The following is a 14,214-nucleotide window of genomic DNA, read 5'->3' as shown; positions in this document are numbered from 1 at the left end:
CTCCCGTAAATTTCATTTTTATCACGATTAAGCTGTCCCAACGGGCAGCTTTTTTTATGTTTATCGTCACCCTGAACTCGTTTCAGGGTCTGTTAAGCATAAGATGCCGAAATAACTTGTCTCGAATTCACTTCGGCAAGTTCAGCATGACGGTAATGGCTGAGCATAAGCGATAAGCAAAAGAATAGTGTCAGCCTCAGCCTGTCGAAGCCTATTGTTGTGGAGCTTACATTTCGACAACTTGTCCCGATACTTCGGGAAGCTCAATGTGACAATGACAATTCAATATACAATAGATAAATACTGAAACAAGTTCAGTATGACGAATCCATATTTAATCGTTACCCCACTTGTGGCTAAGCGAGGTAATTAAGCTTCTTTACAAAAAAATAATAATGCAAAGCGGCTATTTTATTTATTTTTGTGGCATGAATAAAACAAAGCGCCCAGAAGATTCACTCACGATCATGAATGAATTGGTTTTACCAAACGATACCAATACCTTAAACAATTTAATGGGAGGACGTCTGTTACATTGGATGGATATTGCTGCCGCTATTTCGGCGCAAAAACATTGCAATAGAATTGTGGTAACAGCATCTGTAGATAATGTATCGTTTAAACAACCTATTAAACTGGGCGATGTAATCACGATTGAAGCCAAAGTTACCCGTTCATTTAACACTTCTGTTGAGGTAAGATTAGATGTATGGGCGCAAAATATCCCTTCGGGCACCAAGGTAAAATCAAACGAAGCATATTATACTTTCGTAGCAGTAGACCAAAGTGGCAGAACTATCCCTGTTCCTGAATTAAAGCCTGAAACTACCGAAGAATTAGAATTGTTTGCCGGAGCTTTAAGACGCAGACAGCTAAGACTTGTATTGGCAGGCAAAATGCAACCTGACGATGCAGTAGAATTAAAGGCACTTTTTGCCAAAAGTTAAAACCAGCTCTAAGCTGTAAGTTGTTAAGCCAATGACCACTTATACCGTACTCATCATACTAAGCGGACTGGTTATTTTTTCTTATTTGTTCGATCTTGTGGCAAGTAAGACAAAACTACCTTCAGTTTTATTGCTCCTGCTTTCGGGTATAGGTTTAAGGCTTCTGGTTGATGAACTTAAGCTGCATACCTACAATTTTTTAGAAATCTTGCCCACTTTGGGCACGGTAGGCTTAATCCTGATCGTATTTGAAGGTTCCTTAGAGCTAAAATATGCCAAGGAGAAGAATAAGGTTATAAAGGGGGCATTTCTATCTGCCCTCTCCATATTAGTCGTAACTGTTGCAGCCATTACCTTTATCATTTACCAGATTACGGGCAAAGACCTGTACCTCTGTTTTGTAAATGCTATTCCCTTTAGTGTAATCAGTTCGGCTATTGCCATTCCATCGGCGGCAGGCATGCACAAACACGGTCGTGAGTTTATTATTTACGAAAGCTCATTTTCTGATATATTGGGCGTAATCTTATTCAACTTTGCCATTTCTAACCGCAGCATTACGCCAAGTTCTTTCGGGCAATTGGGCCTAAACACAGCATTGATCTTAATACTATCTGTGGTGGCTTGTATCACACTGCTGTATTTAATGGGACGCATCAAGCACCATATCAAGTTTTTCCTAATCATCTCTATCCTCATTTTGGTATATGCCGTCGGACAATCTTTCCATCTTTCGGCATTGGTATTGATTCTATCGTTTGGCTTATTTTTGAACAATGCAGATGCCATTAAACATGCCTGGTTTAGGAGCGTGTTTATTTACAAGAACCTGGCCAACGACCTTACCCAGCTTTACCAATTATCGGCAGAAACCGCTTTTATCATCCGTACCTTTTTCTTTGTGATCTTTGGCTTTACTATGGATATTTATGCTCTAGATGATGCCAATATCATCATTAACGGCCTAATTATATTGATGAGCATTTATATTATCCGTTTTGCCTATTTATACTTCTTTAAACGCGATAATTTCCTGCCCGAAGCATTTGTATCGCCAAGGGGACTAATTAGCATCTTGTTATATTACAACCTTCCGCAAGACCTCAAACTCGCCCAAATAGGTACACCTTTCTTATTTATGGTAGTTCTGGGATCTAGCCTGGTTATGAGCCTGGGCTTAATGCTAAGCAGAAGAAAAAGCTCGTCAGAAGATTCAGCTTAATAGCTTACATACTTAATTTCAGTACGATCTACGTAAGGTTCCAAGCGATTATAGTTGGCATTGAAGTAATCAGGATTTCCTTTAACTTTTAAGGTAAAACCTTTGCGTATCAGTACAGCCACACCACCAACCAGCCCTCCAGCTACCGCTCCTGTAGCGGTTAATGCGGCTGTAAGTTTAGCCATGCTACCGGTATTATTTCCTTCTTTATCTAAAGACCATACAGAAATACCTATGCCTAAACCCAATAAAGTTCCACCTCCAACTGCTTCCCCAAAGCCTAAACCTTTTTCCTTGATTTTAACAGAACGGATTTCTGTTGGTCTGAATATATAATAATTGCCTTTCTTATCTTCAATGCCTATACCTTCTGTATTTACTTTTTTCAATCTCCCCCAAACAGGTTTATAAGAATAAGTACTTACTTTAACTTCCCAATTCTGTTGCGCCTTTAAGGAACAACCTATCAGTATTAAAGCAAAAGCAATTAAAAATGTTTTCATTAGCTACCCATTTCCAATATCTTATCAAATTCAGTTGCCTTTAACGGCATAACCGATAAACGGCCCTGACGTACCAATGCAATATCTTTCAGGCTTTCTTCAGCCTTAATCTGATCTAGGCTTACCGGATTTTTCAAGCTTTCTACAGGAGCAAGATCTACCACAACCCAGTTAGGATCCGATGTGGTTGGATCCTGATAAAATTCTTTGACTACTTTTGCTACGCCCACCACATGCTTACCTTCATTGCTATGGTAAAACAGAACCAGGTCGCCTTTCTTCATTTCTTTTAAATTGTTGCGGGCCTGATAATTTCTAACGCCATCCCAAAAAGTTTGACCGTCTTTATTAAACTGCTCCCAACTGTATTTAACAGGCTCCGATTTTACTAACCAATGGTTCATATATATCTGTATAAAATAATTGTAAATGAATTGAACCAAAACTAACAAAAGATAGGCGGATATGGAAATTACAATAAAGAGCTGTAGCTTGTTGTCTCATTTATGAAAAGTACAATTAACATCGTATTGTAACATAAATGACATTTATTATTTCTTACATTTGAATAAACGTAATCAGCAATCATACAAATAGTGGCAGACGAGAAAAAACATAAAATATTAATGTATTTTATTTCAATAGTCTGGTTAACAAATGGCCTCTTCTGTAAAGTATTAAATCTTATACCAAGACACGAACAAATTGTTGGAAGGATTTTGGGAAATGATTTTTCAAGACCTTTAACGATTTTAATTGGGTCATCTGAAATTATTATGGCTTTTTGGATTTTGATAAGATTTAAATCCAGAATAAATGCTATCATTCAGATTGTAATTATTGGGATAATGAATATTATAGAATTTATGATCGCTCCTGACCTACTTCTGTGGGGCAGATTAAATATAATTTATGCGCTTATATTTATGGGCCTTATTTATTACAATGAATTTATACTGAACAAAAAATTGCATCTGCAAAGCTGATATGGAGTTTCTAAAAAATCACCCTTTTGCTGTTGAAGCATTTTTTAACAATTCACTTGTACTGACTTTTGCCGTTCCAAAAGAACAACTGCAAAATCTCATACCCGAATGTTTAGAACTTGATACCTTTCAGAATAAATGGGCATTTATTGCTGTGGCGATGGTTCAAACATCAGAACTTAGACCCAAAGGTTTCCCTAAGTTTTTGGGTAATAAATTCTTTTTGATAGGTTACAGAATATTTGTTCGCTATACCAACAATTCAGGAAAACGTTTAAGAGGATTGTATATTATCAAATCAGAAACTGATAAAAAGAAAATGAAATTTTTTGGTAATATTTTTACGCATTACAATTACACGACAACAGATATTCAACATGCAACAAAAAGCTCTTTGAAGATCATAAGATCAGAAAAATCAAAATTTCAGATTATGGTTGAACAAACAAAAGACAAGATACAAATTCCCGAATCTTCACCTTTTTCTGATTGGAAGGACGCTAGAAAATTTTCGGGTCCTTTACCATATACATTTACTTACAACAATAATCATAAAACCATACTTATCATTGAAGGAGTTCGCCAAAACTGGAAACCTGAACCTGTAAATATTCAAAGTTATTCCTTTGATTTTCTGGATAACTTAAGACTTAAAAATATAATTTTAGCTAGCTCCTTTGAGATTAGAAATGTTCCTTATTATTGGAAAAAGGGTAAAATTGAAAAATGGAATTAAATAGAAAACCATTACAAGGCGTATTAAATATCATTTGCTTTAACAGTCATTTTTACCTTATGGCGGTTATTATTTTTATTGTTTTGATCGTATGCAAAAACCAATTCTCCCCTCATATTCAAAACTTACTAATTATCAGTAGTACAATAGCAATATTTACAATAATTATTTCCTTATTGGTTTCCTTTTATATTTATGATTTATCAGACTTGTATCTTCTCGGATGGGTTAAAAACGCTGACTACAAAAAAATCTTGAATATTAATGCAGGTTTTGATGAAACAAGTGAAATTATTAGCAATAAATTTCCAAACGCAAATTTAACAATCTGTGATTTTTATAATCCAGTTAAACACACAGAAAAATCTATAAAAAGAGCGCGAAAACTATATCCTCCTAATCCACAAACAATATTTGTTGAAACCAAGCAGCTTATTTTCCAAAAAAACACTTTTGACAAATCACTCGTAATTTTATCAGCACACGAAATAAGAAATAAGAATGAAAGAGTGCAATTTTTTAAGGAACTTAATCGTGTTACAAAACCAGTAGGACAAATTTTAGTTACAGAACATTTACGAGATTGGAAAAATTTCTTAGCCTATACAATAGGCTTTTTTCATTTTTATTCTCGAAAATCATGGTTACAAACATTTAATCAAGCTGGTTTAATTGTAAAACAAGAGATTAAAACGACACCATTCATTACAACTTTTATACTTGAGAAAAATGAAAATACATTTTAAAATAATTGGATCATTATTAATGTTTTTGTCATTTATACATATCTTTTTTCCAAAGTATTTCAACTGGAAAAAAGAATTAAACTCAGTGAGTTTAATTAATAGACAAATGATGAAAGTCCATACTTTCTTTATTGCTTTGGTTGTTTTTTTAATTGGCTTATTATGCCTAACATCTGCAACAGACCTTATACATACAAAGCTTGGCAAAACAATAACTTTTGGGCTTGGTATCTTTTGGGGAATTAGATTGTTTTTTCAGCTTTTTATATATTCATCAAAACTTTGGAAAGGGAAAAAATTTGAAACATCGATACACATACTTTTTCTATTATTTTGGGTATATTTAAGTGTTGTGTTTTTTTGGGCTACTTTTAATTGAATAAACTAAATAAATTTCTTTCTTACTCAACAACCCAGAACCATAAAACCAAGTATGTCTTTTTCAAAAATGCTAAAAGAAGTATAAGATAAATGAGAAAAATTATTTCATTCATGCACATATCGCTCGATGGTTTTGTAGCGGGACCAAATGGAGAAATGGATTGGATCAAAGTAGATCAAGAAATTTTTGACCATGTAGGTAAGCGTATACAAAAAGGCGATACTGCTCTATACGGACGGGTAACTTACCAGATGATGGAGAGCTATTGGCCAAATGCAGGAAATAAGCCAAATGCAAGCAAGCACGATATAGAACATTCAAAATGGTACAAGCGTGTACACAAAGTTGTACTGTCAAGAACAATACATAGTGCAGATTTGGTTAACACCCAAGTTATTAATGGTAACCTTACAGAGAATATAAATAAAATAAAACAACAAGCTGGTGAAGACATCTTACTTTTTGGTAGTCCAACGGCAACACATTCACTAATTCAACAAAATTTAATTGATGGCTATTGGCTCTTTGTTAATCCTATCATCCTCGGACAAGGTATTCCCCTATTTAAAGATATCAAAGACAAGATCAAACTCAAGCTATTGACTACTCAACAATTTAACTGCGGAGTAACTGAACTGAATTATATAGTGGATGGGCAATAAGTAATTAAGAATGACAGAATTGACATTCCATCTTTCATAGCTTGCCAATAATCACAATAAACCCCAGAATCATGAAATTCAAACTCGATTCAGTTATACTATATGTGCAAAATGTTGAGCGGTTGAAAACATTCTACACCGAAATTCTAAAGCTCCAGATCCTTGAAGAAGATTTGCCCATATGGGTACTCTTAAGTGCCGGTGCGTTTAAAATTGGTTTGCATAAAATGGGAGAAACCTATGCAGACCAAATCAAAGAAGGCTATAAATTTGACAACAATACCAAACTGGTTTTTGAAATAGAAGACGACATCCATAAAGTAAGAACACATTTACTAGAGCAAGGTGTAGCCATGAGAGCAATTAAAACCTACGATGATTATGCTTACCTGCTGTGCGATGGGGAAGATCCTGAAGGCAATGTTTTCCAATTAAAACAACAAAAATATGTGCTATGAGCAGCATCTATTCACATTTAAAAAAGATGAGTCCCCAATTGCTCGTTGCCAATCTGGAGCAATCACTTAATTTTTATACAGGCAAACTAGGTTTCAATCTTGCCTTTCGTTACCAAGATTTTTATGCAGTCCTGGGCAAAGATCCTTTCTCTATTCATCTTAAATTAGGCAAACCCTTGCAAAAAGAAAGAATTCAGAAAAGAAACAATCAAGATATCGATATTACTTTTTCTGTTGATAACATTGAAGACCTGTACCTCAAAGTTTTAGCCGAATCGATAGAAATTGTACAGCCCTTAAGAAGCATGCCCTATGCCAAAGAATTTTACATTGCAGATCCTGATGGTTATATCCTGGCCTTTATAGAAGAAACGAAGAATTAGACTGCAAATAAATTTAAAATTCTATTTTAGCGCTTCCAAACCCATCAACAGCGATTAATATGATGTCCTTTGCTGCAAAATTAGATCAATTGCATGCCCACTTAAAAGGAAACCGCTGGCTCAGGTATTTTACGGTATTTAACCGCATTGCTTTAGCCGCCGGATTTTTACCATCAGGTATGGTAAAAATTATGGGCGAACGCTTTACCTCGCTTTCAGTTAATCACCCTATGGGGCATTACTTGGAAGCTTTACACCTAACAGGCTATTATTATACTTTTATAGGCATTTTACAGGTTACAGCGGCCCTGCTCCTGCTCATACCCCGCACGGCAACGCTCGGTGCGCTCTTGTATTTCCCCATTATACTCAATATATGCATCCTTTCACATGCAGTACGATTTGATGGCTCCTTATTGTCATCGCCATTGATGGTATTGGCAAACCTCTACCTACTGTGCTGGGATTACGATAAGTTAAAATACATACTGCCCTTTAAGCGCGATCAAGCACCACAGCCGCCAGTGATCAGCACTAAATTTCCCACAAAATTCTTCGCCATTGCAGCAGCATCGGTTGTTTTCTTGGTTTTGTTCATCATCAACATATACAGCATTATGCCCCGCAATACGTTGTCAGATTGCATGAAACAATGTAAAGATAGTCCTAACCCAGAAGCCTGTAAAAGTTTTTGCGACAGCATCCATATGGAAGGCATGCCACTTAATAAAGCATTAAAACAATACAATAATGCCGTAAAAGGCAAATAATCTAAAAATGAAAAAAAGCATTCTCTTTCCTTTCGTCCTCATCGGCAACCTTTGTTTTGCGCAGAAGCAGCTTCCCCTTATAAAAGCAAGTTCAAACAAAGCCAAGATCTACACAGAAAATAACGAGATCAATAACTGGAACATAGACCCTAAAATAAAAACAGATGTTTTCAGCACAAACAAATTGACCAAAGCTACACTGATCAAATTCAAAACCGATGTCGATTCCTTAAGTTTCAAGCTAAAACCGGGAGAAAGCAAGGATTTTATTGTGCTGCTAAATGGCAAAGATTCATGTTATACCCGCATACAAAGCCCAGCGCATAAAGATTTCAGCAAGATCAACCCCCAAATACACGATACTATTCCACTGATCATCAATAAAGAAAACACCATTTATGTAAAAGCAGTGCTCAATGCCAAAGACACCTTAAACCTCAATTTTGATAGCGGTACTACAGAGATCGTATTGCCCCGTAATGTATTGAAAAACAAGATTAAATCAGACTTAAAGCTTTACAATACACCTTATGAACTTAAAATTGGAAAACAGACCTACAAAGCCCATGTTTTTGATACAGAGCTAACCGGGCACGAAACCGACGGTAGGTTTGGCTGGGATCTGTTTGACGGTATGATCGTAGAACTCAATTACGATAAAAACCTGATGATCGTGCACTCTAAACTACCTACGAACATTGCAAAAGATAAAGCCTACAGTAAATTGGATATACGCTATTTCAGCAATATTTTTTTGGTATCAGGAACAATGGCTCAAAGCGGAATAGCAAACAAAGACTGGTTCCTTTTTGATACCGGCTACCAGAGAACCGCCATGCTCGACAACGACCTGCTGAAACAGCATAAATTTCCTGTAGAAAAAATGGAAGTCATCAAAAAAGTGATCATGCGAGGCGCCATGGGCAATGAGATTCCGGTAATTACTTCCGATCTAAACAGTCTTAAACTGGGCAACCATGAATTAAAAGATGTTCCAGTACAAGTTTTAACAGGCAACAAACCTTTAAAAAATGAAAACATCCATATTTTAGGCAACGAAGTACTGAAAAGATTCAATACCATACTAGATTTTCAACATAATGTAGTTTACCTGAAACCCAATAGTTTATACTACGAAGCCTATACTGAGAAAAAGGAAAAAGATTCATAAAATCAAGAACCACCTTAAAATAACGTGGGTTCGTGTCAAGAAATTCGTTTTTTTGATTATTCCAAACTCATGTTAAAATATTTTGCAAAAGGTGCAACCTCTCTCCTATGGCTGTTGTCATAAAGCCATATGAAAACAATCTTATACCTGTTGATGATATTTGGTATATCCTTAAATAAGGTTCATGCGCAAAATCTCAACAAAAAAGCCGACAGCATTATCCTGAGCGAATTTAAAGATCAGAACGGACCGGGCGGCGTATTTATGATTGCCCAAAAAGGAAACATCATTTACCAAAAAGCCTTTGGTAAGGCCAACTTAGAATTAGATGTAAATCTTACGTCTCAAGATGTATTTCAGCTGGGTTCTATGACCAAACAGTTTACTGCAATAGCTGTACTCATTTTAGAAGAACAAGGTAAATTACAGGTACAAGATGCCATCAGCAAATACATTCCCGATTACCCATCAGGAGATAAAATAACCATTCATCACCTGTTAACACATACTTCGGGCATCAAAGATTTCACCAAAATGAAATCGCTCAATGAAATTGCCCAAAGAGAAATGACACCTAAAACCATGGTCGATTTCTTTAAGAACGAACCTGTTGATTTTGCGCCAGGCGAAAAGTTCGATTATAACAATTCGGGTTATGTATTGTTGGGCTATATTATAGAACTGGTTTCAGGGCAAACCTACGCCGATTTTATCAGAACCCACATCTTTGAAAAAGCAGAAATGCATAACTCTTATTACGCTACAGACAGGCAGCTCATTTACAAAAGAGCCTATGGTTACCATAAAAAAGAAAACGGCTATGTCAATAAAACTATCATCAATTTTAGCATTCCCTACGCTTCAGGTGCATTAATGTCAACCGCTGCAGATATGCTGAAATGGCAAAATGCTTTAAATCATAACCTGCTCATCAAAGCCGAAACTGCCAAAAAAGCTTTCAGCAAATACAAACTGAACAACGGCGAGGAATTCACTTATGGCTATGGCTGGCACCTTAAAAACATTAACCAGAGTCCTACAAGAGAACATGGTGGTAGTATATTTGGCTTTAAAACTATGGGCGTTTACATACCCTCAGCAGATATCTATGTACTCGGACTGAGCAACTGCGATTGCAATTCGCCTACACAAATAACTCGCGAGATAGCCAAAGTGGCCTTAGAAACATTACAAAAACACAACTAACAGCTTATTCGTTATATTTGCAGACCTAAAACAAAATATTTGCAGACCTAAAACAAAGCGGTAAATATAATGGAGCATTTTAATCCCATAATCGAAAAATACACCAACGAGCAAAAAAAACGACTTCTTGCAGTATGGGAAAAATCTGTTCTGGCTACACATCATTTTTTAAGTACCGAAGATTTTGTCGCCATCAAAAAACTGTTGCAGAATTTCGATTTTACAACGCTTAATGTTTACTGCTTAAATCATCACGCAGAAATGATTGGTTTTATCGCAACGTCTGCCGCTAAGATCGAAATGCTGTTCCTTTCGCCTAACTATTTTGGAAAAGGCTTAGGTAAAAAACTGATGAACTTTGCCATGTCCACCCTAAATGCTAATGAGGTAGATGTGAACGAGCAAAACCAGAATGCGGTTAAATTTTATAAAAGTCTGGGTTTTGTACCATTTGAAAGAACCGAAAAAGACGATCTGGGCAAAGGCTACCCATTGTTGAGAATGCTTTTAGAACAACACACCAATTAAAATTACATTCTATGTCTATAACCAATGCAGTTGAATTAGCCGGTATGCAAAAAGTAAGCGAAGCAGTGGCCCATACCCTTAGAGAAATGACTTCATACGCCAAACCAGGTATGACCACCAAACAATTAGACGATTTTGGTGCAAAGATCCTAGCGGGTTTTGGAGCAAAATCGGCACCCCTCCTTACTTATGATTTTCCGGGATATACCTGCATTAGCGTAAACAACGAATTTTGTCATGGCATACCTTCAGATCAAAACGTATTGCGAGAAGGCGATCTGATCAACATAGATGTTTCGGCAGAATTAGATGGATTTTGGGCCGATAATGGCAAATCATTTGTATTGGGCGAAGACATCCATCAATACCAAAAACTTGTAGAAGCCTCTAAAGCCATTCTTAAAAAAGCAATCAGCAATATCAAAGGCGGAGTGCGCATTGCCGATATAGGCCACCTCATAGAAACAGAAGCCAAAAAGCGAGGCTATAAAGTAATCAAAAACTTGGGCGGACATGGTGTTGGGCGCAGTCTGCATGAAGAACCAGACGAACTATTGAATTACCGCAACAAATACGACCAGCGCCGGTTCAGAAAAAACTCGGTAGTGGCCATAGAAACCTTTATCTCAACCGATTCTACTTATGCAGAAACCCTGGAAGACGGCTGGACTATGGTAGGCAACAAAGGCGGTTTTATGGCACAACATGAACATACCATACTCATTACCGATGCACAACCCCTTATCCTTACCGCAATGAACGGCGTATGGGATTAAAACCCACCAAACACAAGCAAAAACCATAAAATTCGCATCAGAATTAAGGTGATAAAGCTATTTATTTTTTTATTTGCGATATTTTTGTCTGAAATAAAAAATACTTACCTTTGTGCTATATCAGCATACATATGTTTTCAAAAGCCTGCGAGTACGGCATCAAAGCCATGATTTACATCGCATCACAATCCCTAAAAGGACAACGCGTAAAAGTTACCGATATGGTAAACGAAGCCGGAGTACCCGAAGCATTTACAGGTAAAATATTAAGCTCACTAGCCCAAAAAGGCTTATTAGAATCGCTAAAAGGACCTTATGGCGGCTATTTCATTAATGAGGAAAAGGGCAAAAGCATAAAGCTGATAAACATTGTAAGTGCCATAGATGGAAATGGTCTTTTTGAGAACTGCGCTTTAGGACTTAAGCAGTGCAATGCAAAAGACCCCTGCCCTATGCACCATAAATTTGTAAAAGTACGCGAAGAGTTAAAACAGGCATTAGAAAATGCTAACTTATTTGAACTGGCCAAAAATTTAGAAGCCGGAACCGCCGTACTGAATTATTAATTTTTTACACGTGGAAATGACAGAACTAAGCGATATCCAGGAACTAGACCACATCAAACAATTGGTAGATAGCTTTTATGATAAAATAAGAGTAAACGAGCTATTAGGCCCCATATTTAACCATATTATACAAGATAGATGGCCCGAGCATCTTGAAAAAATGTACCGATTTTGGCAAACCATACTCTTAGAAGAACATACTTACCAAGGTTCACCATTTTTACCACATGCCAAACTACCTGTAAACAAAACACATTTTGACGAATGGTTGCGTATCTTTAACCAAACCGTTGATGAACTTTTTAAAGGCGAAAAAGCAGAGCAAGCCAAATGGCGGGCCAACCGAATGGCCTTGATGTTTTTAGCCAAGATAGAGTACTACCAAAACAATTCGTCCATTCCATTAATGTAAAACCATGCCTAAAAATTTTCATGTAAAAGTTCCCTTAACCTTTATTTGGATAGGGTTTATCTGTGCCATCAGTTTTATGGAAGCCTGGCTTAAATTTCAGGCACCGGGCATTACCGTTACATTGGGTTTAGGCATAGGCAAATTGGTATTTTCGGCCTTAAATAAAATGGAATGGATTTTTGCCATAGCCATATTAACAGAACAGGTCTATCTTCGCAAAAAAATCCTCATCAAAGACAATCTGTTCTATTTCATTCCCCTTATAATCTTATTTATACAAACTGTATGGATCTTACCGGCTTTGGATCTAAGGGCAGAAGCATTAATTAAAGGACAAGCGCTAACACCTTCAAACCTGCACATCTGGTATGTAGGCTTAGAAGTTTTAAAAACTATATGTTTAGCTGTATTTGGCATTAAAGTTTATACCAAAAACATATAGCTTGCTATTTGTAGCATCTATTATTAAATTTAGCTTTAAAATAAATTTAAAAACAGAACGCATATGCAAACCAACAGACTGGAAGCCTTTAGCGATGGTGTTTTAGCTATCATCATAACCATTATGGTTTTAGAGCTTAAAGTACCCGAGGGTTACTCTTTCCGCACCTTAGCGCCACTTTTCCCTAAAATATTATCGTATGTACTTAGCTTTTTGTATGTGGGTATTTACTGGAACAACCACCATCACCTTTTTCATATTATAGAAAAAGTAAATGGTAAAATACTTTGGGCAAACCTTAATTTGCTTTTTTGGCTTTCGCTGTTACCCTTTGCCACCGCATGGATGGGCGAAAACCATTTTGAAAAAAATCCGGTAGCCGTATATGGCATCATATTGGTAATGGCGGCGATTGCTTTTCTCATTCTAGAAAAATATGCCATTGCACACGAAGGCAAAGACTCTAAACTCAGCGTAGCCATACGTTCCGGTTTCAAAGAAAAAGGTTCTGTAGTACTCTATATAGCAGGTATTGCCGTATCATTTTTTTATCCGCTACTTAGCTTATTATTCTATTATATCGTGGCTATGATGTGGCTCATTCCCGATAAGAGAATCGAAAAAACCTTAAAATAAAATTTACGCACTCCCTTTTTAAAACATTAATCCTCAGATTTTTAAAAAAAATCATAAAACAAAAGAGCAAGTTTTTTATTTTTATATCTGTAAATACAAATCAAACACAAAAGATCATGAAAAAACCTTTGTTGCTGTTACTGATAATCAGTTCGGCCTTTATGGTAAGCTCTTGCAAAAAATTAAAAGAAGCTACCGAACAAAATGTAAGCATTACACCTAACAGTGTAGAATTTAATATCGATCCTATTGCTACAACCAACGCGGTAACCACAATAGGTACCATTAATGTAGATATTGATCTGAACGCATTGGTTAAACAATATGCAGCAGGATTTGGGGTAAATAACATCAAATCGATCAAAATCAAATCTTTTAAAATTGATTTGGTTAATGGTAGTGATGCATCAAATAATCTGGCCAATTTAGAAAGCTTAAGCGGTGAGATTTCAGCTACAGGTAAATCATCTCAGGCTATCGTTAATTTAAACAGCAATCCTGATGTTCAGGCCACCAGTCTAACCCTACCATCAAGCGGTGATATTGAACTAAAAGATTTTGTAGCTGGCACAAGTGTAAAATACACGCTTAAAGGAAAATTACGCAGAGCTACAACCAAAACTCTTAGAGCTAAGGTTACGGCAGAATATGCTTTTGTATTTAGTTTATAAACTCAAATGCA

At 36.4% G+C, this 14,214-nt stretch carries 21 protein-coding genes; 19 read left to right on the top strand and 2 right to left on the bottom strand.

Going from position 1 to position 14,214, the window contains the following annotated elements; all coding sequences use genetic code 11:
• Positions 1–428 precede the first annotated feature (428 nt).
• Both MMF97_RS09790 and MMF97_RS09785 read left to right on the top strand, forming a co-directional pair.
• Positions 429–947 carry an acyl-CoA thioesterase gene (locus MMF97_RS09790; RefSeq protein WP_243361976.1) on the top strand — a complete coding sequence of 173 codons (519 nt, stop codon included), beginning with the start codon at positions 429–431 and terminating at the stop codon, positions 945–947.
• Between the two features lie 31 nt (positions 948–978).
• Positions 979–2,169, top strand: coding sequence for a cation:proton antiporter (locus tag MMF97_RS09785; RefSeq protein WP_243361974.1), 1,191 nt, complete (start codon positions 979–981; stop codon positions 2,167–2,169).
• Here the strand turns inward: MMF97_RS09785 and MMF97_RS09780 are convergent.
• Positions 2,166–2,672 carry a hypothetical protein gene (locus tag MMF97_RS09780; protein WP_243361972.1) on the bottom strand — a complete coding sequence of 169 codons (507 nt, stop codon included), beginning with the start codon at positions 2,670–2,672 and terminating at the stop codon, positions 2,166–2,168. The two genes, MMF97_RS09785 and MMF97_RS09780, sit on opposite strands and share 4 nt — an antisense overlap.
• A complete protein-coding gene (locus MMF97_RS09775) occupies positions 2,672–3,076 on the bottom strand; it encodes an EVE domain-containing protein (protein ID WP_243361970.1) in 405 nt (134 codons plus the stop codon). Before MMF97_RS09775 ends, MMF97_RS09780 begins: the two co-directional genes overlap by 1 nt.
• Before the next feature lie 222 nt (positions 3,077–3,298).
• Between MMF97_RS09775 and MMF97_RS09770 the strand changes: the two genes are divergently transcribed.
• From MMF97_RS09770 to MMF97_RS09690, 17 genes are all read left to right on the top strand, one after another.
• Positions 3,299–3,658 carry a DoxX-like family protein gene (locus MMF97_RS09770; protein WP_243363301.1) on the top strand — a complete coding sequence of 120 codons (360 nt, stop codon included), beginning with the start codon at positions 3,299–3,301 and terminating at the stop codon, positions 3,656–3,658.
• A 1-nt stretch (position 3,659) separates the two neighbouring features.
• Positions 3,660–4,394 (top strand): DUF2071 domain-containing protein, encoded by a 735-nt coding sequence (locus tag MMF97_RS09765; protein WP_243361968.1) that lies wholly within the window; start codon positions 3,660–3,662, stop codon positions 4,392–4,394.
• The gene (locus tag MMF97_RS09760) at positions 4,385–5,140 is read left to right on the top strand and encodes a class I SAM-dependent methyltransferase (RefSeq protein ID WP_243361966.1); all 756 of its coding nucleotides are present in this window, start codon (positions 4,385–4,387) and stop codon (positions 5,138–5,140) included. The genes MMF97_RS09765 and MMF97_RS09760 overlap by 10 nt, the downstream gene beginning before the upstream one ends.
• Positions 5,124–5,519 (top strand): hypothetical protein, encoded by a 396-nt coding sequence (locus tag MMF97_RS09755; RefSeq protein ID WP_243361964.1) that lies wholly within the window; start codon positions 5,124–5,126, stop codon positions 5,517–5,519. Before MMF97_RS09760 ends, MMF97_RS09755 begins: the two co-directional genes overlap by 17 nt.
• Positions 5,520–5,611: 92 nt before the next feature.
• Positions 5,612–6,184, top strand: coding sequence for a dihydrofolate reductase family protein (locus tag MMF97_RS09750; RefSeq protein WP_262916119.1), 573 nt, complete (start codon positions 5,612–5,614; stop codon positions 6,182–6,184).
• Between the two features lie 71 nt (positions 6,185–6,255).
• A complete protein-coding gene (locus MMF97_RS09745; protein ID WP_243361960.1) occupies positions 6,256–6,642 on the top strand; it encodes a VOC family protein in 387 nt (128 codons plus the stop codon).
• On the top strand, positions 6,639–7,025 hold the full coding sequence (locus tag MMF97_RS09740; RefSeq protein WP_243361958.1) for a VOC family protein: 387 nt from the start codon (positions 6,639–6,641) through the stop codon (positions 7,023–7,025). The genes MMF97_RS09745 and MMF97_RS09740 overlap by 4 nt, the downstream gene beginning before the upstream one ends.
• Positions 7,026–7,084: 59 nt before the next feature.
• The gene (locus MMF97_RS09735; RefSeq protein WP_243361956.1) at positions 7,085–7,795 is read left to right on the top strand and encodes a DoxX family protein; all 711 of its coding nucleotides are present in this window, start codon (positions 7,085–7,087) and stop codon (positions 7,793–7,795) included.
• Between the two features lie 7 nt (positions 7,796–7,802).
• Complete coding sequence (locus tag MMF97_RS09730; protein ID WP_243361954.1) at positions 7,803–8,966, top strand: aspartyl protease family protein; 1,164 nt, start codon at positions 7,803–7,805, stop codon at positions 8,964–8,966.
• 129 nt (positions 8,967–9,095) lie between these two features.
• Positions 9,096–10,172 carry a serine hydrolase domain-containing protein gene (locus MMF97_RS09725; RefSeq protein WP_243361952.1) on the top strand — a complete coding sequence of 359 codons (1,077 nt, stop codon included), beginning with the start codon at positions 9,096–9,098 and terminating at the stop codon, positions 10,170–10,172.
• A gap of 69 nt (positions 10,173–10,241) precedes the next feature.
• Positions 10,242–10,700, top strand: a complete 459-nt coding sequence (locus tag MMF97_RS09720; protein ID WP_243361950.1) for a GNAT family N-acetyltransferase — start codon at positions 10,242–10,244, stop codon at positions 10,698–10,700.
• Positions 10,701–10,711: 11 nt separating this feature from the next.
• A complete protein-coding gene (gene map / locus MMF97_RS09715) occupies positions 10,712–11,476 on the top strand; it encodes a type I methionyl aminopeptidase (RefSeq protein ID WP_243361948.1) in 765 nt (254 codons plus the stop codon).
• Between the two features lie 131 nt (positions 11,477–11,607).
• Positions 11,608–12,042 (top strand): RrF2 family transcriptional regulator, encoded by a 435-nt coding sequence (locus MMF97_RS09710; protein WP_243361946.1) that lies wholly within the window; start codon positions 11,608–11,610, stop codon positions 12,040–12,042.
• Positions 12,043–12,058: 16 nt separating this feature from the next.
• On the top strand, positions 12,059–12,454 hold the full coding sequence (locus MMF97_RS09705) for a group III truncated hemoglobin (protein ID WP_243361943.1): 396 nt from the start codon (positions 12,059–12,061) through the stop codon (positions 12,452–12,454).
• A 4-nt stretch (positions 12,455–12,458) separates the two neighbouring features.
• Positions 12,459–12,896 (top strand): hypothetical protein, encoded by a 438-nt coding sequence (locus tag MMF97_RS09700; RefSeq protein ID WP_243361941.1) that lies wholly within the window; start codon positions 12,459–12,461, stop codon positions 12,894–12,896.
• A gap of 63 nt (positions 12,897–12,959) precedes the next feature.
• Positions 12,960–13,532 (top strand): TMEM175 family protein, encoded by a 573-nt coding sequence (locus tag MMF97_RS09695; protein WP_243361937.1) that lies wholly within the window; start codon positions 12,960–12,962, stop codon positions 13,530–13,532.
• Between the two features lie 116 nt (positions 13,533–13,648).
• The gene (locus tag MMF97_RS09690; protein ID WP_243361935.1) at positions 13,649–14,203 is read left to right on the top strand and encodes a hypothetical protein; all 555 of its coding nucleotides are present in this window, start codon (positions 13,649–13,651) and stop codon (positions 14,201–14,203) included.
• Positions 14,204–14,214 lie beyond the last annotated feature (11 nt).

The organism is Pedobacter montanisoli, from assembly GCF_022809115.1.
Classification (GTDB): Bacteria; Bacteroidota; Bacteroidia; order Sphingobacteriales; family Sphingobacteriaceae; genus Pedobacter; species Pedobacter montanisoli.
The sequence above is the reverse complement of the archived record's forward strand: the minus strand, read 5'-3'. Positions and strand labels throughout refer to the sequence as shown.